The organism is Novosphingobium indicum, assembly GCF_014645195.1.
Lineage (GTDB): Bacteria > Pseudomonadota > Alphaproteobacteria > Sphingomonadales > Sphingomonadaceae > Novosphingobium > Novosphingobium indicum.
This window is the reverse complement of record NZ_BMLK01000004.1, coordinates 46,773-65,102: the sequence shown is the minus strand read 5'-3', so window position 1 is coordinate 65,102 and position 18,330 is coordinate 46,773. Positions and strand designations below refer to the sequence as shown.

The following is an 18,330-nucleotide window of genomic DNA, read 5'->3' as shown; positions in this document are numbered from 1 at the left end:
GATCTAGCGGACCGTTCCGGCGTAGACGATTTCGCCGCGTCCCCGTGCAGCGCTGCTGGCGGGGATACGCCATCGAACGTGGGTGACGTCTTCAGGCGTTGCGTCACGCGTGCCTATGCGCAGATTTTCCAGATGGCCCCAGGTTCGCCCGCCATCGACCGAGACTTCCTGGAAGTCCGAGGCGCTTTCTTCATAGGCCAGGGATGCGGGCAAGGGGTTGGTAATCACGAAGCCGCCGTCACCGCCCATTCGGTACCAGCGCACGACAGTCACCACACGATCGCCGCGGGCCAGCCTGCTGGCCGGTTCGAGCCGGCGGCTCGTATCGGGCGCGATTCGTTCAACGAAGACGGCACTGTCGGTCGCGACGACCGGAGCGGCCCGGGCCGGGCCGTTGAATGCGCCTGCGAGGGCGATGGCAGAGACGAAGAGCGCTTTGCGGTTCCAAGGCACGATATCGGGTTCCTGTCAGCCCGGTTGCGGACCAGATGGAACATGCCGCGGGTTCGCGAAAATATGGTTAATTCAGAGGCCAGCGCACAGTGCTGGAACGGTGCGACACAAAAAATCGTCCACCCCTAGGCAAGGCAGTTGACAGGCCCCCATGGCTGTCTTAGTGGCGCGGCTCCCAAGCGGACGCACCGCAAAGTACGCGGGTGTAGCTCAGTTGGTTAGAGTGTCGGCCTGTCACGCCGAAGGTCGCGGGTTCGAGTCCCGTCACTCGCGCCACTTGGGAACTCTACCGGGAAACCGGAAGAGATGCGGATGATCAGGCGCGACTTGATCGAGATATAGCTGCGCGGGTGTAGCTCAGTTGGTTAGAGTGTCGGCCTGTCACGCCGAAGGTCGCGGGTTCGAGTCCCGTCACTCGCGCCACTTCTCACGAAGTGGCTGCCGCAGCAAACAAAACGAGGCCGGGGAAACCCGGCCTTTTTTATTGGCTGCGATGGGGGTCTGATGCGTTCAGCCCCAGCGGCCCGTTTCCATCCAGATCAGGAACCGCCGCAAGGGGAGGATCCAGACAATGCCGAGCACGACGTAGACGGGCGTCTGGGCAAGCGCATTCCACTCGCCGATCAGCGGCGGGACGAATGTGGCGACGGCTATGCCATAGAAAGCCAGCGCGACGACCAGCAGCAGGACGCCGATCGGTATCCGCCATGTCGGGGCCTCGCGCATGTCACATCTGTCCTTCGTAGATACGTGTCGGTGTCACCACGGCCGCGAGGTGGCGATCATGGTCTTCGTGCGGCAGCTCCTCGGCGATCTGGCAGTCCCATGCAAGCCCGATTGCAGGAACGTCGGGATGGGCATCCAGCCAGCGGTCATAATGACCGCCGCCCTGGCCGAGCCTCCGGCCGCTTGGCGTGAATGCCAGCAACGGCACCACGAGGAACTGCGGAACCACCGGACCATCGCCTTCTGGCGGTTGAAGAGCACCCCAAGGGCCCTGCAGCAGGGCGTCCTCATCCCAGGGATTGTCCCATAGACGGAATTCCATCGGCGCATCGCGTTCGCCAAACCAGGGAAGAGCGATCGGATGCCCGTTCTCGGAGAGCCAGCGCGCCCACCCATGCGTCGGGGCTTCGGAGCCCACGGCATGATAGAGGCCCACGGTTGCGTCGGATGGTATCATGCCGGTCACGGGTCCCGGCGGGCGATTGAGAACGAGTGCCCGCAGGCTCTCCGGCAAGGCCGCGACATGCGCCGCGCGGGCCTCGCGAAAGGCCTTGCGCAAGGTCTTCTTGTGGTCGGCGGGATGCCTTGGGGGTGACGGGTCCACCATGGGTCGTTTTCCTAGAAAGTCGGCAGGACAACGCATTTCTGCGGGTTTGCAGGGTGAAATCGTTCCAAAAATGCTAGAAATTTGGCGAAAAGTTGGAACGATAATCCTATCATATTAAGCGCTATGCCTACACGTCTTTGGGGCGGTCAATTTGCGGAGGCAAAATAATGTTGAAGCGCATTCTCTCGGCAGCGCTAACCGTTGGATCTCAATGCCCGACTGGCGCATCTGCATCTGATCAAGGGCCAACAGCGCGGGAAACCTACATCGGCTGCAGCCTATTTTTGAGGAACGACGATGTTCCAAAGAACGACGCTCAATACAGGCCTTACTCGGCGGCTCAATGTGTGGGAACTGCGCTCGTCGCAATGGGATATTCGAGCCGCATGAAGCCAGGCAATCAATGGCAATATTGTATCCCATCAAACCCGCGGACTGATGCAAATTTGGCCAGCGAGATGGCTGCTGTGTACGTTGAATATTTCGAAAAGGCCGGTGTTTGGAAGCCGAATGAGCAAGGGCTCACATCAATGCTCTATGCTCTCAGGATTGCTTGGCCGTGCAAGAATGGGGCGCAGCATTAGCACCACTGTGCAGCGAGAAGTTAGCGACATACTACAATATGCCCTGTAGGAAAATGACACCGTTCGAACAGGCTAAGAGTTTCAAGTAGTTGAGACGATCGTTCCAAAAAGCCCAGTTCAAACAGGTTTGAATGTTGGAACAATCTGCCTAAGTCGTTGAAAAGGTGACGGAATCCACCATGGGTCGGTTGCCTAGAAATCCTCTGACGCCTCAACGTCAGGTGGGAGCCATATACGTCGGACCACGGTCCGGGCAGGGACAGCCCCCTTGGATTGCTTATAGCCTCAGGGATGTTCGAACGGCTCGTGCCGGGCAGATCCCGTCCAGTGCTATCTAGGCGTTCACGGGGCGTCCCTCAAGGACGTCCGCAAGATTTTCAATGCGTGTGGCAATCTGGCCGAGCCGATCCTCGAAATCGGCAGGCAGGGCTATATCGGCAGCGCGGCTTTTCAGCTCATGCACGTCGTCCGCGAGGAGAAGCGCAGCATAGAGCAGCATGCGGGTTTCGGTCTGCCCGCCCATGCCAGCGGTGGTGACCTTTTCCTCGATCAGTGCGGCCAGCTTGCCGATGTGCGCTTCCTCGCCGTCCGCGCAGGCGACGGTGAAGTTGCGGCCGCCGATGGACAGTGTGACATTGCTCATCGCCGCAGCCCGGCGATCAGCGTGTCGAGATTTTCCAGAGAGCGCGAAACGGAGGACTTGAGGCGCTCGTGCCGCTGGCGAAGATCCGCCGCTTCGCGCGAGGCGGCTTCGGCACGCGTCAGGGCGGCTTCGATCCTTTCAATCGCATTCACGATCGATGCATCCTCCATGACACCATCGCTAACTCATTATCGCCACGAGGCAAGTATTTGGCCAAGGTTGTTCACAATCTCGTGAAGAGATGGACAGGTCGCAGCACAGGCAACGACTGTCGTGAATTCGGGCGCTGAACTTGACGGGAAGGCCCCTCTCCCTAAAGGGGGGCGCAAATCTTCGAATCATCCTGCAATTTCCCGTTTTCCGGAGCTACCCCATGACCCTTTCCCCCGACCGTTTTGCGCCGATGGCCAATGCCATCCGGGCGCTGTCGATGGATGCGGTTCAGGCGGCTAACAGCGGTCACCCCGGCATGCCGATGGGCATGGCCGACGTGGCGACCGTTCTTTTCGCCAAGTTCCTCAAGTTCGATCCCGCCGATCCGCAGTGGGCCGACCGCGACCGCTTCGTTCTGTCCGCCGGTCACGGCTCGATGCTGATCTACTCGCTCCTGCACCTCACGGGCTACGCAAGCCCGACGATGGACGACATCCGCAACTTCCGTAAGCTCGGCAGCCCCTGCGCCGGCCACCCGGAGAACTTCCTGATTCCGGGCGTGGAATGCACCACCGGCCCGCTCGGTCAGGGCCTTGCGATGGCCGTCGGCATGGCGATGGCGGAGCGCCAGCTCAATGCGACGTTCGGCAACGATCTGGTCGACCACAACACCTGGGTCATCGCGGGTGACGGCTGCCTTATGGAAGGCATCAACCACGAGGCGATCGGCCTTGCCGGCAACCTGAAGCTCGGCAAGCTCAAGGTTCTGTGGGACGACAACAAGATCACCATCGACGGCGACACCTCGCTTTCGACTTCCGAAGACATTCCGGCCCGCTATCGCGCTGCCGGTTGGGACGTGTTCGATTGCGACGGTCACGACTACGCCGATATCGAACGGGCGCTGTCCGAAGCTGCTGCGTCCGACAAGCCGTCGCTCGTTGCCTGCCGCACCGTGATCGGCAAGGGCGCGCCGAACAAGCAGGGCGGTCACGACGTCCATGGTGCTGCGCTCGGCACGGACGAAGTCGCGGCCGCGCGCGAATATCTGGGCTGGACCTCCGAGCCGTTCGAAATCCCGTCCGCAGTGCTCGCTGACTGGCGTTCGCTCGGTGAGTCTGGTGCGAAGCTGCACGCGGCCTGGGAAGAGCGCCTCGCCGTCAGTGCGCACGCGGCCGAGTTCAAGCGCCGTATGGCGGGCGAACTTCCCAACGGCGATGCCATCCGCAAGGCGCTGACCGAATGGGTCGAAGGGGATGCCACGGTCGCGACCCGCAAGGCTTCCGAGAACTGGCTGAACGTCCTCGCGCCTGTCGTGCCCGAGATGATCGGCGGTTCGGCTGACCTTACCGGTTCGAACAATACCAAGGCAAAGTGTCAGGCCCCGTTCACGGATGACGATTACTCGGGCCGCTACGTCTATTACGGCATCCGCGAATTCGGCATGGCCGCCGCGATGAACGGCATGGCGCTGCACGGCGGCGTGATCCCCTACGGCGGCACCTTCCTGATCTTCTCGGACTACTGCCGCAACGCGATCCGCATGGCGGCGCTGCAGCAGACCCGGTCGATCTACGTCATGACGCACGATTCCATCGGTCTTGGTGAAGACGGCCCGACTCACCAGCCGGTCGAGCAGGTAATGAGCCTGCGCCTGATCCCGAACCTCAACGTGTTCCGTCCGGCCGATGCTGTCGAGACGGCCGAGTGCTGGAATCTGGCACTGGAATCGGCAGAGACGCCTTCGGTTCTCGCGCTGACGCGTCAGAACCTGCCGCAGCTTCGCAAGTCGGGCGACATGCTCTCGGCCCACGGAGCCTATGTGCTGCGTAGCGCCGAGGCGGACCGCAAGGTCATCCTCATTGCCACCGGTTCGGAAGTGGAACTGGCCTGCAAGGTTCGCGACGTACTGGAAGGCCAGGGCATTGGTGCCGACGTCGTTTCCATGCCGTGCATGGAGCTGTTCGAAGCGCAGGATGAAGCCTACAAGCACGAAGTTCTGCCGCACGATCCGGCGCTGCTGCGCGTGTCGATCGAAGCCGGCGCGACGATGGGCTGGGAGCGCTACACCGCGCTCAGCCGCAACGGCGGACTGAATATCGGTCTGGATCGCTTTGGGGCATCGGCTCCGGCGAAAGACCTTTTTGCCCGCTTCGGCTTTACGGCTGAAGTAATTGTGCCCAAGATTTTGGACAAGCTAAGCGCCTAAGGAGGAGTATTTATGGCGACCAAGGTTGCGATCAACGGTTTCGGACGTATTGGGCGGCTTGTCGCTCGCGCCATTCTGGAACGCCCCGACTGCGGACTCGAACTGGTCTCGATCAACGACCTGGCCGACACCAAGTCGAACGCTCTTCTCTTCTCCTACGACAGCACCCATGGCCGTTTCCCGGGCACGGTCGAGGCCGGCGAAGGCAAGATCACGGTCAACGGCAAGGACATCGTCGTCACTGCCGAGCGTGATCCCGGCAAGCTGCCGCACAAGGAACTCGGCATCGACATCGTGCTCGAGTGCACCGGCTTCTTCCAGTCGAAGGAAGCATCCGAGCCGCATCTGGCCGCTGGTGCCAAGCGCGTGCTGATCTCGGCTCCGGCTACCGGCGTCGACAACACGATCGTGTTCGGCGTGAACCACGAAACGCTGACCGGCGACCAGATCGTCGTATCGAATGCGTCGTGCACCACCAATTGCCTGGCGCCGCTCGCCAAGGTCTGCAACGACACCGTCGGCATCGAACGTGGCTTCATGACCACGATCCACTCGTACACCAACGATCAGCGCATGCTCGACCAGATCCACAGCGACCTGCGCCGCGCCCGTGCCGGTGCCGCCAACATGATCCCGACCACCACTGGCGCTGCCCGTGCGGTTGGCCTCGTGCTGCCCGAACTGAAGGGCAAGCTGGACGGTTCGTCGGTCCGCGTGCCGACGCCGAACGTCAGCCTGGTCGACCTGTGCTTCGTGCCGAAGCGCGACACCACCAAGGAAGAGATCAACGCTGCCCTCAAGGCTGCCTCGGAAGGCGCCATGAAGGGCGTTCTGGCCTACACCGAAGAGCCGCTGGTCTCCTCGGACTTCAACCACTACCCCGCGAGCTCGACCGTCGACAGCCTCGAAACGGCCGTCATGGAAGGCAAGTTCGTCCGTGTCGTTTCCTGGTACGACAACGAGTGGGGCTTCTCCAACCGCATGCTCGACACTGCGGGTGCGATGGCGAAGTTCCTCTGAAAGTGAACTCGGCGACGGGCACACTCCAGGGCATCGCGCGGCGATCGAAATCGCGCGCTGCCATGGAGGAATTGCAGTCCGTCGCCGTCACTGCCGCCGCGGGAGTCCAAGGGGACTTTCGCGGCGTCGTGCGTCAGGGCGCCGTGAAACCGCCGCGCCGGCAGGTCTCGATCATCGAGGCGGAAAGCTGGGAAGCGGCGACGCAGGAAACCGGAGGTTCGCAAGGCGATGCCCTGCCGTGGCATTCACGGCGCGCGAATCTGTGTGTTTCGGGGCTTCGGCTTCCGCGTGAGCCGGGGGCGATTGTCGCCATCGGCGCTACCTGCCGCATCGAAATAACCATGGAATGCGATCCATGCAGCCGCATGGACGAAATCAGGCCCGGACTGACGGCCGCCCTGACGCCGGACTGGCGCGGGGGCGTGCTCGGCCGGGTGGTGCAGGACGGCGAGATTGCCGTCGGCGACGAAGTGAGGATCGAGAGATGAGTTCTTTCAAGACCCTGGATGACCTTGGCGACGTGACCGGCAAGGTGGCGCTGGTGCGTGTCGACCTCAACCTGCCGATGAAGGACGGATCTGTCACCGACGATACGCGCATTCGCGCGGCGGTGCCGACGATCGTCGACCTGACCGAGAAGGGCGCCAAGGTCCTGCTGCTGGCGCACTTCGGCCGCCCCAAGGGCGAGCGCGTCTCGACCATGTCGCTTTCGATGGTGGTCGGCGCGGTCGAGAAGGTGCTCGGCAAGGAAGTGATGTTCGTGCCCGAGATCGCCGGCCCCGTGGTCGAGCAGTCGGTCGGCATCCTGCGCGCCGGCGACGTCGCGATCCTCGAGAACACCCGCTTCTGGAAGGGCGAGGAAAAGAACGATCCGGAACTGGCCAAGGCTATCGCCGCCAATGCCGATTTCTACGTCAACGACGCCTTTTCCGCCGCGCACCGCGCGCATGCGACGACTGAAGGCCTGGCCAAGCTGCTTCCCGCCTATGCGGGCCGGTCGATGGAAACCGAACTCACCGCGCTCGACAAGGCGCTCGGCAATCCGGTCAAGCCAGTTGCGGCTGTTGTCGGCGGTGCAAAGGTTTCCTCGAAGCTGGACGTGCTCAAGCACCTGGTGACGCAGGTCGATCACCTGATCATCGGCGGCGGAATGGCCAACACCTTCCTCGCTGCAAAAGGTGTGGATGTGGGCAAGTCGCTGTGCGAGCACGATCTGACCGGCACGGCGAACGAGATTCTCGCCGCTGCGGACAGTTCCGGCTGCACCGTGCACCTGCCTTACGACGTCGTGGTCTCGAAGGAATTTGCGGCCAATCCGCCGTCGCTGCGTACATGCAACGTGCATGAAGTCGCTGCCGACGAGATGATCCTCGATGCCGGTCCGGCGGCAACCGAAGCGCTGGGCGATGTGCTCAAGACCTGCCGTACGCTCGTGTGGAACGGCCCGCTCGGTGCGTTCGAGATGGTCCCGTTCGACGCCGCCACCGTGGCCCTTGCCAAGACGGCTGCTGCGCTGACTATCGAAGGCACGCTGGTCTCGGTGGCCGGCGGCGGCGATACCGTTGCGGCACTCAACCATGCCGGTGTTGCGAAGGACTTCAGCTATATTTCCACCGCTGGTGGTGCCTTCCTCGAATGGATGGAAGGCAAGGAACTGCCCGGCGTGGCGGCGCTTCTCGTCTAGGCGGCCCGACCTGCGGCGCTGCCGGGCAGAAGGATCAGGGGCATGAGCGAAACCGGGACAGCCACGGACCGAGCGGGCGTATCGACGCCTGTCCGGTCGGTGCCCGGTCGCTACGTCACGCTGGACGGGATGCGCGGCATTGCTGCGCTTGCCGTCGCGCTTTTCCACTTCGACTTCATCCGCGCACCGCATGGGTACATAGCCGTCGATTTCTTCTTCGCGCTGTCGGGTTTCGTGCTCTGGCAGGCTTACTACACCCGATGGAAGGAACGTAGCTACGGAACGCTCGCGTTCATGCGGCAACGCGCGATCCGACTCTATCCACTGTTCCTGCTGGGCATAATCCTGTGCACCCTCACCGCGCTTGGCAAGCTGGCCGGTGAGGGGTGGAATTCCGCGGTTGCGCACAAGATACTCTACAGTCTGCCCACCAACCTGCTGATGCTGCCGTCCCCGGTCGCGCAGGCGCTGTTTCCGATAAACCTGCCTGCCTGGACGCTGTTCTTCGAGCTACTGGCAAGTCTGGCCATGGTGACGGTCATGTTCCGGCTGCCGAAATGGGGGCTGATCGGTATCTGCCTCATCAGTGCCGCGCTGCTCGTGCCGGTCATCCTCGAACGTCAGAACGCCAACATTGGTGCGTTGTGGCGTGAATGGCCGACCGCGCTTGCGCGGACGATGTTCTCGTTCTCGCTTGGGGCAGTGATTGCCCGCCTCCCGCAACCGGCGGATCGTCCTCGTGGTTGGGCTGGTGCACTGCTGCTGCTTGCGGCGGCCTACCTGCTCGGTCTCTTCGTAGGATTTGGGATGGGGATCAGCATTCCGGTCAAGACCCCGGAAGTGGGGCTGTACGATCTCGCGTGCATCTTGGTGCTGTGGCCCATCCTGTTGATTTTGGGAGCACGTTTCGAGGTTCCGGCGATGCTCGCGCCGCCGGCCCGGTTCCTCGGGGACGTGTCGTTTGCGCTCTATGCGGTCCACTGGGCACTGATCGATCCGTTCAAGTGGCTGAAGAACGATGTGGGCGTGCCAGCGTTATTGAGCGCAGTGCTTTACATCGGGACGGGCCTGATACTGTCGTGGTGCGCGGTAAAATGGTTCGACGAACCGGTGCGGCGGCGACTTTCCGCTTATTTTCATCGCACCCGCAAGTCATCGTTGGCGGCTAGTACCGCCTGATCGCACAGGCAGCGTAACTTGTCCTTGCCGCAGTTGCGAAATACGCATTGCGGCGGTAACGGTGATCTAAAGTTTTTCGACGTTCAGGAGGAGTAACATGCAGTACACGGATATGGCGGGGAAGATGGCCGAAGGTAACGGCTTTATCGCGGCCCTCGACCAGAGCGGCGGTTCCACGCCGAAGGCGCTCAAGGGTTACGGCATTGAAGACGATGCCTGGTCGACCGAAGAAGAAATGTTCGGCCTGATTCACGAGATGCGCAGCCGCATCATCTCCTCCCCCGTGTTCACCGGCGAAAAGGTCATCGGTGCGATCCTGTTCGAACGCACCATGGACGGCCAGGTGGGCGGCGTGCCGACCCCATCGGCGCTTATCGCCAAGGGCATCGTTCCCTTCATCAAGATCGACAAGGGTCTGGAAGACGAAGCCAACGGCGTGCAGATGATGAAGCCGATGCCGACGCTCGACGCCCTGCTTGAGCGTTCGAAGGCTCTCGGCGTGTTCGGCACCAAGGAACGCTCGGTGATCAACTCGGCCAATGCCGAAGGTATTGCTGCTATCGTCAAGCAGCAGTTCGAAGTCGGCAAGCAGGTAATCAGCCACGGCATGATGCCGATGATCGAGCCGGAAGTGAACATCAAGAGCGAAACCCGCGCCGACTGCGACAAGATCCTCCTCGCCGAAATCCTCAAGAACCTCGACGAGCTGCCCGAAGGCCAGCAGGTCATGCTCAAGCTGTCGCTGCCGGTAGTTCCGGGCACGTTCGACCCGCTCGTCGAGCACCCGAAGGTGCTGCGCGTCGTCGCGCTGTCGGGCGGCTATTCGCGCAAGGAAGCCTGCGTCGAACTGGCGAAGAACAAGGGCATCATCGCCAGCTTCAGCCGCGCGCTGCTCAACGATCTGCGCGCGCAGATGAGCGATGCCGAATTTAATGCCTCGCTCGCCGAAGCGATCGACGACATCTACAAGGGTTCGACCCAGAAGGCCGAAGCCGCCGCAACGGCCTGATCGCTTCGACCCATCGTTCAAGACGCGAAGGCGGTGCCCTGCGGGCGCCGCCTTTTCGTTTGTGGGCAAGGCAAAGTTCGTAAAGTTTGTCCACTTCGACCATGGCGAAGTCTTAATCTAATTTCGGTGTTTCAAAGCTTTACGGCCCGATGGTGCATGCGGGCATGAAGTTTGGGAACCAACGATGGGAAAGAGCCGCGCAGAGGTGCCTGGTGCGAATGTGCCATGGTTCGTCCGGGTAGGAAATCGGCGCTCGCCCTCTTGCAACTGCGGCCGCAGGCAGAGAGGCTGCGCATGCCCGTCCCGCCATCCGGAAGGTTGCCATGACCATTGAAACCAGGATCGCTGCACTGATCGGCTTGCCGGTATCGTCGCTGTCACGCAGGCACGGAGGTGATCTCTCGACAGTTTACCGGGTAACGCTGACCGATGGCGAAACGGTGGTGGTCAAGGAGAGCGACCGGGCGGAGACGGAAGCCGCCATGCTGCGTGCGGTCCGCGGATCCGGAGCACCTGCGCCCGAAGTCCTGGCCGTGGAACGCGATCTGCTGGTTATGGAGAACATGCCGGCGGCAGGCCGCCCTGGATCGGCATGGACCGATCTGGCGCAGGTCCTCGAACGTCTCCATGCCTGCCACGGCGAGAGCTATGGCTGGCCGGAGGATTATGCCTTCGGCGGCGTGGAGATCGCCAACGCGTCGCACCGCGACTGGCCGACCTTCTGGGCCGAACGTCGCCTGCTGTGCCACGTTCCGTATCTTTCAGCCGCTCTTACTCGGAGAATCGAGGCTCTGAGCCGGACATTGCCGGAGAGATTGCCTGCCGATCCTATTCCGTCGTTGCTGCACGGCGACTTGTGGGGCGGAAACATTCTGGTGAGTGGCGATGTCATTTCAGCGCTGATCGACCCGGCGTGCTACCATGGCCACCGCGAAGTCGATCTTGCGATGCTCACCCTGTTCGATCATCCGCCCGCCCGGTTCTTTGAGATGCTGGATCTCGAACCGGGGTGGAAGGAACGGCAGGCTTTGTATCGGCTCTGGTCGTGGCTTGTGCATCTGCGGCTATTCGGCGATGGCTATCGCTCGGCGGTAGAGGGCTGTCTGGTGGAGTTGGGTGTATAAACGGGTTCCTTTTCAGCCAAAAACGTCCGCTGCTATGATCGCGTTGGCTTCGTTCTCGGTGAGGAACAGGCATAGTTCATCGAAGTAGATGAAGCGTTGCAGGACGTTCGGCGCTACTTCCACCCAAGTGTCGAAGCTTGGTGGTTTGGCGCTCAGATCAAATTCCGCCGTGATAATCGAAATCGCTTCATTCGTGGCGCGACCTATAATGTCTGCGCCTGCGACGAAGAACGAACATGTGAAATTCGCACCGCAAATGCCTTCATCAACAATCGTTATGGTGCAATCTCCATCCAGAGATTCGTAGTCGCGGCCAAAGGCCGCCTCATCATCCCTCTCTACCAACACGAACTTGCGATTGAATGCCTCCCAATCCGGTGGCGGTTGGTTCAATGTCAATCCTGCCACCCGAGAGCACGGAATCCACCAATCGTGTTCTGGCATTTGTGAACGCCTCATTGTGGCACCGGCCAAAGCTAAAACCCGCCCATGAACCGGAACCCGAAACGATAGTCGGCCGGATCGATGGCGCCGGCATTCACGGTCGTAACCTTGTCCGGGCGCACTTCGACCAGTTCCAGCGAACCATCGGCGACCTGAATCGGTTCGCCCGAGGTGATCTCCATCGACTTGCGGCGCAGTCCGATGTGGCCGCTGATGCGTAGGCGGACCTGTCCGGCCCAGATACAGCGGGCATTCATAGGGCAGCGGCTGTCTTCCAGCACTTCCTTCGGTGTAACCTTCAGGCCGTCCACTGAAACCGTCTCGTTGAGGGCGGCGAAGGTCAGCGGTGCGTTCGCAGGCGGCGGAGGCACTTGGGGCGGCGGTACAGGGGAAGGGAGCGCAGGGGCCGGGTGTGGAGCGGGTGGGGGTGTCTCCGCCGGGATGACCGTGCAGCCGGTAAGTCCGGCCACGACGACAATGGCAAGTGATGCGCGAATTTTCATGTCCCTTCCTTACCCGGTCGCGCTTGAACGGCTCCGGAACGCCTGACGCGACAGAGCGCTTCCAACCGGCCCGATTGCGCTCTAAAGCGCAGCCATGACCGATGAGACCGCCGACACCGAAATAGCGCGCGAACCGACTGCGCTCTACCTGATTTCTCCGCTCGACGTGGGCGGAGAATTTCCGCAGCGCCTTGCCCGCGCGCTCGATGCCGCGCCGGTCGCGGCCTTCCAGTTTCGCGTCAAGGACATGGACCAGCACGAAGCGGCGCGACTGGCGGAGCCTCTGCAGGCGATCTGCGCCGAGCGCGAGGTCGCCTTCATCGTCAACGATTCGATCAGTCTGGCCAAGCGTCTCGGTGCGGACGGCGTGCACCTGGGGCAGAAAGACGGCACTGTGGAGGAAGCGCGCAAGGCGCTTGGCCGCGATGCGCAGATCGGTGTGACCTGCCACAACAGCCGTCACCTCGCCATGGAAGCGGGCGAGGCCGGGGCCGACTACGTGGCCTTCGGCGCCTTCTTCCCGACGACGACCAAGGATACCAGGTACTCCGCCGGGCTCGATCTGCTCGAATGGTGGCAGGCGCTGTTCGAAATTCCCTGCGTCGCGATTGGCGGGATAACGCCCGACAACTGTGCAGAGCTGGTGAAAGCGGGCGCGGATTTCCTCGCTGTCAGCGGTGCGGTCTGGAACGGTGACGAAGCAGAGGCCGTCAGGGCGTTCCATGCCGCGATGGAAGCTGCCCTCTAGGTTTCGGCGAGCAGTTTCCGGGCTGCGGCGATCACCGGTGCAAGCCGATCGACCGGGGCGATGCCTGCGCGGGCCTTTGCCATTTCGGGGACTTCCAGGCCGATCGTGATCTCGGGTGGAAGGGCTTTCACGAAGTCCGCTAGTGGAAGGTCTCCGGCTCCGGGCGCCAAACGTTCCTCGCGCGCTTCCAGGCCATAGTCGTCGGTTGCAGCGGGCATCGGAACATCGCAGATCTGGACATGGCCGATCTTCGCCGGGTCGGCCGCGACGAGTTCTCCGAGCGTGCTGCCTCCCCGGAAGAAATGCATGGCGTCAACCAGCACTTGCGCATTGTCGGCACCACAAGCGTCAACGTAGGCGAGCGCTTCGGCGAAGGACGCGGGCGGCATCAGCGGCAGGAACTCTACCGTCGTGCGCAGGCCGCGTTCTCCGGCCATCCTGGCGAAGGTACCGAAGGTCAGCGGCGATGCGGCCATGCTCACGGCATTGACCACAGGCGCGCCGAGGTCTGCGAAGAGATCGAGCATGGGGGCGAATGTAGACAGGTCCATGTCGTCGCGAACGAGGAAACCTTCACCAAGAGCCACACGGACGCCGGTATCCGCGAGGGCGGCCTTGGTCTCGCGCACGAGAGCCTTGTCTTCCAGCAGGCTCCATGCCGGATAGCCATGCGGATTGGCGGTGATCGGCTGCGGCGCAAGCCCGATAGCAGCGACGCCCAGATCGCGCGTGAGGCGGATGAACTCCACCGGAGGCATGCCGAGCATGCAGATGAATTCGATAGCGAGCCTGTCTGGCGTGGTCTGCATGAGAGGGGCCTAGGTTTCCTTGGGTGTTTCAACCGGCGGTAGAAAGACCGGGTACGGGCCCAGCCGGGTTACCAGTATTGTGGCGATTACGGAAAGCGCCAGGCCGATCATCAAAAACAAGCTGTAGCTGTCACTGGAATCGCGAATGTGCCCGGCGAGGATCGGCCCGATGCCCGATCCCAGCCCCATGCCGCTGGAGGCGATACCGTAGATCTTGCCGAAGTGGCGGACGCCGGCATAGCGAGTGATCAGATAGGTGCCGATGGTAACGCAGGCGCTGCTGCTGAGGCCCGCCAGAACCACGCCGAAGGTGAGCCCTGACTGCGATCCGGTAGCTTGCAGAAGCACGATCAACGCAAGCGCCAGCAGCACGAAGCACCCGAAGGGCAGCAGCGCGCTCGAGGTGCGGTCGGCCAGAAAGCCTGTGACGATCTGGCCGGCCAGGGCCGAAACACCGATCAGGGCAATGACCCCGGCCGCGGACGACCGGGCGACGCCGGAGTCGGTCAGGAAAGGAAAGAGGTGCATCGAAAGCCCACTCATCACGAGGCTGTAGAGCGTCATGGCCAGAATGATCCGCCATACCGGCAGGCTGCGGATCGCTTCGCTGAAGGTCAGCCCGAACTCGGCAGGCTTGTCGTCCGGCTCCGAGCCGCCGGATGTCTGCGGAGCGTTTCGGCGCTCGCGGAACAGGACCAAGGCTACGATGAACGCCACGCCGGGCCAGCCGATACCTATTGCCGCGAACGCAGTCCGCCAGTCGAAGGCGGCGACGAGCTTCTGGGTCAGGACCGGCGCCGCCGTCTGGGTCAAGGACAGGCCGAGCATCACGACCGCTAGGGCAAGGCCACGGCTGACATGGAAGTTTGCGGACAGTGCGCGGTTCCAGACGGTCGTGCGGATTAGCAGCTGCGAGAACGAGTAGGCGACCCAGCAGGCGATGTAGAGCGCGAACCAGCCGGTCATCAGCGAGAAGGCCGCGAACGCCAGCCCGTTCAGCACCAGACCCGGCAGAACGAGCCGACGCGATCCGAAGCGGTCTGCCAGAGCACCGGCGAAGGGCGCAAGCGGGGTGGTGATGAGCGCGAAGACGGTCATGCCGAGCGAGATTTCCGCGCGGGTCCAGCTGAAAGCCTGCTCCAGCGGCCCCATGTAGATGCCCAGCGTCACCGCGGGAATGGCGATGACCGACATGCCCAGGAAGCTGGAGAGGGCTAGGCCCCAGTTCGCGCGCCATTCGCCCGCGGCGGATCCCGGCGATGCTGCCGTTCGGTCGGTCATGCTCTCTCCCCAATAGCGGGGGCCGCCGCGTGTCTTCGCCGCCGCTGGCCCCGGTGTTTCGGTCAATCCTGTTCGGGTCGTGTAAACTCCGGATATGGGCCGAGGCCGACGAAGAGCGTGGCGCACAGGAGCATGACCGGCGCCGCGATCATTTCCAATATGTCATAGCTGCCAGTGAGGTCGTGCACCGCGCCTGCGAACATCGGGCCCAGCGCGGTGCCGGCCATCATCATCGAGCTGATCGTGCCGAAAATCGCGCCGAAGTTGCGCAGGCCGGCATAGCGCGAGATGAGATAGGTCGAGATCTGGAGGCCCGCGCCCGAGGCAAAGCCGATGCACATTGCGCCGATCAGGAGCGGCGTGGCACCGCCGATGAGACCGATGAGCAGGAAATGCCCGAAAGCGCCGATGGCAAAACCGCTGAAGGGGATCAGGCTACCCTGAACCCGGTCGAGCAGCCAGCCGACTCCGAGCTTGCCGATCAGCCCGGCCAGGCCCGCCGTCGCGGCGATCTCGACCGCAGTGTCCATGCTAATGCCGGTCTCGGAGACGATCCGCACGAGGTGAACCGACACGCCCGAACCGACCGAGGCCATGAGCAGGTTGGCCAGCGCGATGCGGATCACGCGGCTGTCGCGTGTCGCTTCCTTGATGGTGAGGCCGGGCAGGATGATTGCCGGCTTCTGCTCCGAACCCGGGGCCTCTCTTGCTTTTCGGGCATGGGCGTCGAAGTAGAACGGGATCAGCAGCACGAGCGCCACGCCGGCCCAGCCCAGACCGAGCCAGATATAGGCCTCACGCCAGCCGAACGCGTTGATGAGCTTGTTGGCAGCAAGCGGGGCCAGCGTCTGGCCGAGCGCCGATCCGCTCAGCACAACGGCGAGGGCAAGGCTGCGGGCATGGGTGAAAACGCTGGAAATGCCGGCGCTCCAGACCGTCGATTTGATGGCCAGCGCGAAGATGCCGTAAATGACATAGAGCGCGATCCACTGGACGATCGACCCGTTGAGCAGGCTGAAGGCGGCAAAGGCCAGTCCCGCCAGGACCATGCCGATGATGCCCAGCTTGCGGGTGCCGAACTTGTCGACCGCCATGCCGATGAAAGGGCCGCCCAGCATGGAGATTCCGGCGAACACGGTCAGACCCGAGGACAGTGCCGTGCGGCTCCACCCGAACTCCGCTTCCAGAGGCCCGATGAAGGTGCTCAGTGAGTAGGTAAGGACCGTGTAGAACGACATCCCGACCATCGCCGCGAGTACCGTAGGCCAATACCTGCGCCACTCTTCGAGCGCGGTTGTCGGTTCGTTCATCTGGCAGCCCCTCCCAAGGCTTTCAGCGGGATCAGAAGTCGATCTTGGAGATCACTTTTTCGCCGAATTCGCGGGCGAGATCGCAGTACTCGCTGCGGCTATCCGCATAGACTGTGGCGCCCGAAGCATCGATGCCGATCGACTTGAGATGCGCGAAGTGGTCGAGCGCTTCCTGCGCGCTCCAGCCCTTCTTGATCGAGTAGGTGGATGAGGCGATGACCTTGGGCGGAACCTCGCGGCCGACCTTGGCGCAGTGCTCCTGCATGTAGGCGATCGCGCCCTTCACATCGTCGTCGTCTTCCATGGCTGCGGTGCGTGCGGTGTCGGTAACGGTCTTGGGGACGAAGAAGGGGTGCCATGCATCGCCCAGTTCCACCGTACGCCGCAGCGCGCGCTTGGAATTGCCGCCGACCAGCAGCGGCGGATGCGGGGTCTGTGCCGGGGTCGGGCGCACGCGGTTGCCGAGCGCGGTGTAGCCGGTGCCTTCGAAAGTGAAATCCTCGCCGGTCCAGGCCAGCTTCATCGCCTTGATGTATTCGTCCATCAGGTCGTTGCGGGTATCGAAATCGACACCCAGCGCCTTGTACTCGGCCTTCATGTAGCCTGCGCCCATGCCGAGGATCACGCGCCCGCCGGTGAAATGGTCGAGCGAGGAGACCGCGCGCGCGGTGATGAACGGGTTTCGATAGGGCAGGACGATGATGTTGGTCTGCAGCCGCAGCTTGGTAGTCACTGCACCCAGCATCGAGAGCATCACGAACGGATCCTGCGCGTAGTGGCCGCCGTTGTCGAGCCAGCGCGCGGAAGGAACCGGGTGATCTGTTACCGAACCGGCGTAGAACCCCGCGTCTTCCACGGCGCGCGCAATTTCGTGGAGCGCCTGCATGGAGACGAATTCGTCGGCCTGTTCCACATGGTCGAAGGGCAGGCTGGTACTGAGTGTAAAGGTCATGGTTCTGCTCTGTCTTGATCCGGGGGAGGTCAGTCGATCACTTCGGGGGGAAGGATCCAGGTTTCGTTGCGATCGCGCACCCAGCCGCTGGAGGCCCAGGAGCCGCCATCGACGGGAATGATCGTGCCATTGACGTAGCTGGCCATCGGCGAGGCGAGGAACACGGCGACACGGCCGCACTCCTCATCGATACCCGCGCGACCGGCAGGGATGCGGCGGCGCACGGAATCGATCTGCGCTTCGGTGGGCTGGTGCCATGTGCTTTCGTCCACCGGGCCCGCCCATTGCCCGCGCGTGCCGGGTGTCACGGTATAGTCCGGGGCGATAGTGTTCACGCGAATGCCGTATTCGCCGAATTCGAGCGCCAGCGTGCGGGTCATGTTGTTGATGCCCGCCTTGCACGCGGCATAGACGGCATAGCCCGGCGCGGCGCGCGATCCCTCAATGCTGGTCACATTGATGATCGAACCGCCACGGCCACCCTCGATCATCACCGGCACCGCGGCCTGCGTGGCGACGATATTGCTGACGAGGTTGATGTCGATGTGGCGGCGCCAGTTCTTTTCCTTGAGATCCAGGAAGTTGCGGCGCGTCACGCCGCCGGCGTTGTTCACGAGGATGTCGAGCCGGCCGAATGTGTCCGCTGCGGCCGCGACGGCATTCTGCAGCGCTTCGACGTCCATCACGTTGCCGGGAATACACAGCGCCTTGCGTCCGCGTGCCTCGACCATCTCTTTCACCTGATCGCAGCGCTCCGGGATCGCCTCGATAATGGCGACATCCGCGCCCATGTCGGCCATGCACAGCGCGGTCGCGCGGCCGATGCCACCACCGCCGCCGGTCACGAAGGCCACCTGGCCTGTCAGGTCGATATCGCTTGCCTGCAAAATGC

Annotated in this window: 20 protein-coding genes and 2 tRNA genes; 10 read left to right on the top strand and 12 right to left on the bottom strand. The window is 62.7% G+C overall.

Annotated features, from left to right (window positions below):
• Positions 1-3: 3 nt before the first annotated feature.
• The gene (locus tag IEX64_RS04995; RefSeq protein WP_229710078.1) at positions 4-453 is read right to left on the bottom strand and encodes a hypothetical protein; all 450 of its coding nucleotides are present in this window, start codon (positions 451-453) and stop codon (positions 4-6) included.
• A gap of 199 nt (positions 454-652) precedes the next feature.
• On the opposite strand from IEX64_RS04995, the gene IEX64_RS04990 reads away from it, so the two are divergent.
• Positions 653-729 (top strand) — tRNA-Asp (locus tag IEX64_RS04990).
• A gap of 70 nt (positions 730-799) precedes the next feature.
• A tRNA-Asp gene (locus tag IEX64_RS04985) sits at positions 800-876 on the top strand.
• 87 nt (positions 877-963) lie between these two features.
• Here IEX64_RS04985 and IEX64_RS04980 read toward each other — a convergent pair.
• The 4 genes from IEX64_RS04980 to IEX64_RS04965 form a co-directional block, all read right to left on the bottom strand.
• A complete protein-coding gene (locus tag IEX64_RS04980) occupies positions 964-1,179 on the bottom strand; it encodes a DUF2842 domain-containing protein (protein WP_188818589.1) in 216 nt (71 codons plus the stop codon).
• Between the two features lies 1 nt (position 1,180).
• A complete protein-coding gene (locus IEX64_RS04975) occupies positions 1,181-1,786 on the bottom strand; it encodes a 5-formyltetrahydrofolate cyclo-ligase (RefSeq protein ID WP_188818588.1) in 606 nt (201 codons plus the stop codon).
• A gap of 918 nt (positions 1,787-2,704) precedes the next feature.
• Positions 2,705-3,013 (bottom strand): cell division protein ZapA, encoded by a 309-nt coding sequence (locus tag IEX64_RS04970; protein ID WP_188818587.1) that lies wholly within the window; start codon positions 3,011-3,013, stop codon positions 2,705-2,707.
• Positions 3,010-3,165, bottom strand: a complete 156-nt coding sequence (locus tag IEX64_RS04965; RefSeq protein ID WP_188818586.1) for a hypothetical protein — start codon at positions 3,163-3,165, stop codon at positions 3,010-3,012. The genes IEX64_RS04970 and IEX64_RS04965 overlap by 4 nt, the downstream gene beginning before the upstream one ends.
• Before the next feature lie 221 nt (positions 3,166-3,386).
• On the opposite strand from IEX64_RS04965, the gene tkt reads away from it, so the two are divergent.
• The 7 genes from tkt to IEX64_RS04930 all read left to right on the top strand — a co-directional run bounded on the left by tkt (position 3,387) and on the right by IEX64_RS04930 (position 11,391).
• Positions 3,387-5,375 carry a transketolase gene (tkt, locus tag IEX64_RS04960; RefSeq protein WP_188818585.1) on the top strand — a complete coding sequence of 663 codons (1,989 nt, stop codon included), beginning with the start codon at positions 3,387-3,389 and terminating at the stop codon, positions 5,373-5,375.
• Positions 5,376-5,387: 12 nt separating this feature from the next.
• Positions 5,388-6,395: a type I glyceraldehyde-3-phosphate dehydrogenase gene (gene gap, locus IEX64_RS04955; protein WP_188818584.1), complete on the top strand. Its 1,008-nt coding sequence runs from the start codon at positions 5,388-5,390 to the stop codon at positions 6,393-6,395.
• A gap of 62 nt (positions 6,396-6,457) precedes the next feature.
• Positions 6,458-6,883, top strand: coding sequence for an MOSC domain-containing protein (locus IEX64_RS04950; protein ID WP_188818765.1), 426 nt, complete (start codon positions 6,458-6,460; stop codon positions 6,881-6,883).
• Positions 6,880-8,079 carry a phosphoglycerate kinase gene (locus tag IEX64_RS04945; RefSeq protein WP_188818583.1) on the top strand — a complete coding sequence of 400 codons (1,200 nt, stop codon included), beginning with the start codon at positions 6,880-6,882 and terminating at the stop codon, positions 8,077-8,079. The genes IEX64_RS04950 and IEX64_RS04945 overlap by 4 nt, the downstream gene beginning before the upstream one ends.
• Before the next feature lie 42 nt (positions 8,080-8,121).
• The gene (locus IEX64_RS04940; RefSeq protein ID WP_188818582.1) at positions 8,122-9,258 is read left to right on the top strand and encodes an acyltransferase family protein; all 1,137 of its coding nucleotides are present in this window, start codon (positions 8,122-8,124) and stop codon (positions 9,256-9,258) included.
• A gap of 97 nt (positions 9,259-9,355) precedes the next feature.
• Entirely contained in the window at positions 9,356-10,267 is a 912-nt protein-coding gene (locus tag IEX64_RS04935; RefSeq protein WP_188818581.1) for a fructose bisphosphate aldolase, read from the top strand.
• Between the two features lie 323 nt (positions 10,268-10,590).
• Positions 10,591-11,391: a fructosamine kinase family protein gene (locus IEX64_RS04930; protein WP_188818580.1), complete on the top strand. Its 801-nt coding sequence runs from the start codon at positions 10,591-10,593 to the stop codon at positions 11,389-11,391.
• Positions 11,392-11,403: 12 nt separating this feature from the next.
• Here IEX64_RS04930 and IEX64_RS04925 read toward each other — a convergent pair whose 3' ends face one another.
• Together IEX64_RS04925 and IEX64_RS04920 are read right to left on the bottom strand one after the other, a co-directional pair.
• Positions 11,404-11,835 (bottom strand): hypothetical protein, encoded by a 432-nt coding sequence (locus IEX64_RS04925; RefSeq protein ID WP_188818579.1) that lies wholly within the window; start codon positions 11,833-11,835, stop codon positions 11,404-11,406.
• 32 nt (positions 11,836-11,867) lie between these two features.
• Positions 11,868-12,338, bottom strand: a complete 471-nt coding sequence (locus tag IEX64_RS04920) for a hypothetical protein (RefSeq protein ID WP_188818578.1) — start codon at positions 12,336-12,338, stop codon at positions 11,868-11,870.
• Between the two features lie 94 nt (positions 12,339-12,432).
• Between IEX64_RS04920 and thiE the strand changes: the two genes are divergently transcribed.
• Positions 12,433-13,086, top strand: coding sequence for a thiamine phosphate synthase (gene thiE, locus IEX64_RS04915; protein ID WP_188818577.1), 654 nt, complete (start codon positions 12,433-12,435; stop codon positions 13,084-13,086).
• On the opposite strand, the gene IEX64_RS04910 is transcribed toward thiE, so the two are convergent.
• The 5 genes from IEX64_RS04910 to IEX64_RS04890 all read right to left on the bottom strand — a co-directional run bounded on the left by IEX64_RS04910 (position 13,083) and on the right by IEX64_RS04890 (position 18,325).
• Positions 13,083-13,895 carry a sugar phosphate isomerase/epimerase family protein gene (locus IEX64_RS04910; protein WP_188818576.1) on the bottom strand — a complete coding sequence of 271 codons (813 nt, stop codon included), beginning with the start codon at positions 13,893-13,895 and terminating at the stop codon, positions 13,083-13,085. The genes thiE and IEX64_RS04910 overlap by 4 nt on opposite strands.
• A gap of 9 nt (positions 13,896-13,904) precedes the next feature.
• Positions 13,905-15,176: an MFS transporter gene (locus IEX64_RS04905; protein ID WP_188818575.1), complete on the bottom strand. Its 1,272-nt coding sequence runs from the start codon at positions 15,174-15,176 to the stop codon at positions 13,905-13,907.
• 62 nt (positions 15,177-15,238) lie between these two features.
• The gene (locus IEX64_RS04900) at positions 15,239-16,486 is read right to left on the bottom strand and encodes an MFS transporter (RefSeq protein ID WP_188818574.1); all 1,248 of its coding nucleotides are present in this window, start codon (positions 16,484-16,486) and stop codon (positions 15,239-15,241) included.
• 31 nt (positions 16,487-16,517) lie between these two features.
• A complete protein-coding gene (locus IEX64_RS04895) occupies positions 16,518-17,438 on the bottom strand; it encodes an LLM class F420-dependent oxidoreductase (protein WP_188818573.1) in 921 nt (306 codons plus the stop codon).
• Between the two features lie 29 nt (positions 17,439-17,467).
• The gene (locus tag IEX64_RS04890; protein ID WP_229710077.1) at positions 17,468-18,325 is read right to left on the bottom strand and encodes an SDR family NAD(P)-dependent oxidoreductase; all 858 of its coding nucleotides are present in this window, start codon (positions 18,323-18,325) and stop codon (positions 17,468-17,470) included.
• Positions 18,326-18,330: the final 5 nt, after the last annotated feature.

Bases quoted from the DNA above. Each gene is read 5' to 3' on its own strand.
- IEX64_RS04980 (WP_188818589.1), bottom strand. From the start codon at position 1,179: ATGCGCGAGGCCCCGACATGGCGGATACCGATCGGCGTCCTGCTGCTG.
- IEX64_RS04975 (WP_188818588.1), bottom strand. From the start codon at position 1,786: ATGGTGGACCCGTCACCCCCAAGGCATCCCGCCGACCACAAGAAGACC.
- IEX64_RS04970 (WP_188818587.1), bottom strand. From the start codon at position 3,013: ATGAGCAATGTCACACTGTCCATCGGCGGCCGCAACTTCACCGTCGCC.
- tkt (WP_188818585.1), top strand. From the start codon at position 3,387: ATGACCCTTTCCCCCGACCGTTTTGCGCCGATGGCCAATGCCATCCGG.
- gap (WP_188818584.1), top strand. From the start codon at position 5,388: ATGGCGACCAAGGTTGCGATCAACGGTTTCGGACGTATTGGGCGGCTT.
- IEX64_RS04950 (WP_188818765.1), top strand. From the start codon at position 6,458: ATGGAGGAATTGCAGTCCGTCGCCGTCACTGCCGCCGCGGGAGTCCAA.
- IEX64_RS04945 (WP_188818583.1), top strand. From the start codon at position 6,880: ATGAGTTCTTTCAAGACCCTGGATGACCTTGGCGACGTGACCGGCAAG.
- IEX64_RS04940 (WP_188818582.1), top strand. From the start codon at position 8,122: ATGAGCGAAACCGGGACAGCCACGGACCGAGCGGGCGTATCGACGCCT.
- IEX64_RS04935 (WP_188818581.1), top strand. From the start codon at position 9,356: ATGCAGTACACGGATATGGCGGGGAAGATGGCCGAAGGTAACGGCTTT.
- IEX64_RS04930 (WP_188818580.1), top strand. From the start codon at position 10,591: ATGACCATTGAAACCAGGATCGCTGCACTGATCGGCTTGCCGGTATCG.
- IEX64_RS04925 (WP_188818579.1), bottom strand. From the start codon at position 11,835: ATGCCAGAACACGATTGGTGGATTCCGTGCTCTCGGGTGGCAGGATTG.
- IEX64_RS04920 (WP_188818578.1), bottom strand. From the start codon at position 12,338: ATGAAAATTCGCGCATCACTTGCCATTGTCGTCGTGGCCGGACTTACC.
- thiE (WP_188818577.1), top strand. From the start codon at position 12,433: ATGACCGATGAGACCGCCGACACCGAAATAGCGCGCGAACCGACTGCG.
- IEX64_RS04910 (WP_188818576.1), bottom strand. From the start codon at position 13,895: ATGCAGACCACGCCAGACAGGCTCGCTATCGAATTCATCTGCATGCTC.
- IEX64_RS04905 (WP_188818575.1), bottom strand. From the start codon at position 15,176: ATGACCGACCGAACGGCAGCATCGCCGGGATCCGCCGCGGGCGAATGG.
- IEX64_RS04900 (WP_188818574.1), bottom strand. From the start codon at position 16,486: ATGAACGAACCGACAACCGCGCTCGAAGAGTGGCGCAGGTATTGGCCT.
- IEX64_RS04895 (WP_188818573.1), bottom strand. From the start codon at position 17,438: ATGACCTTTACACTCAGTACCAGCCTGCCCTTCGACCATGTGGAACAG.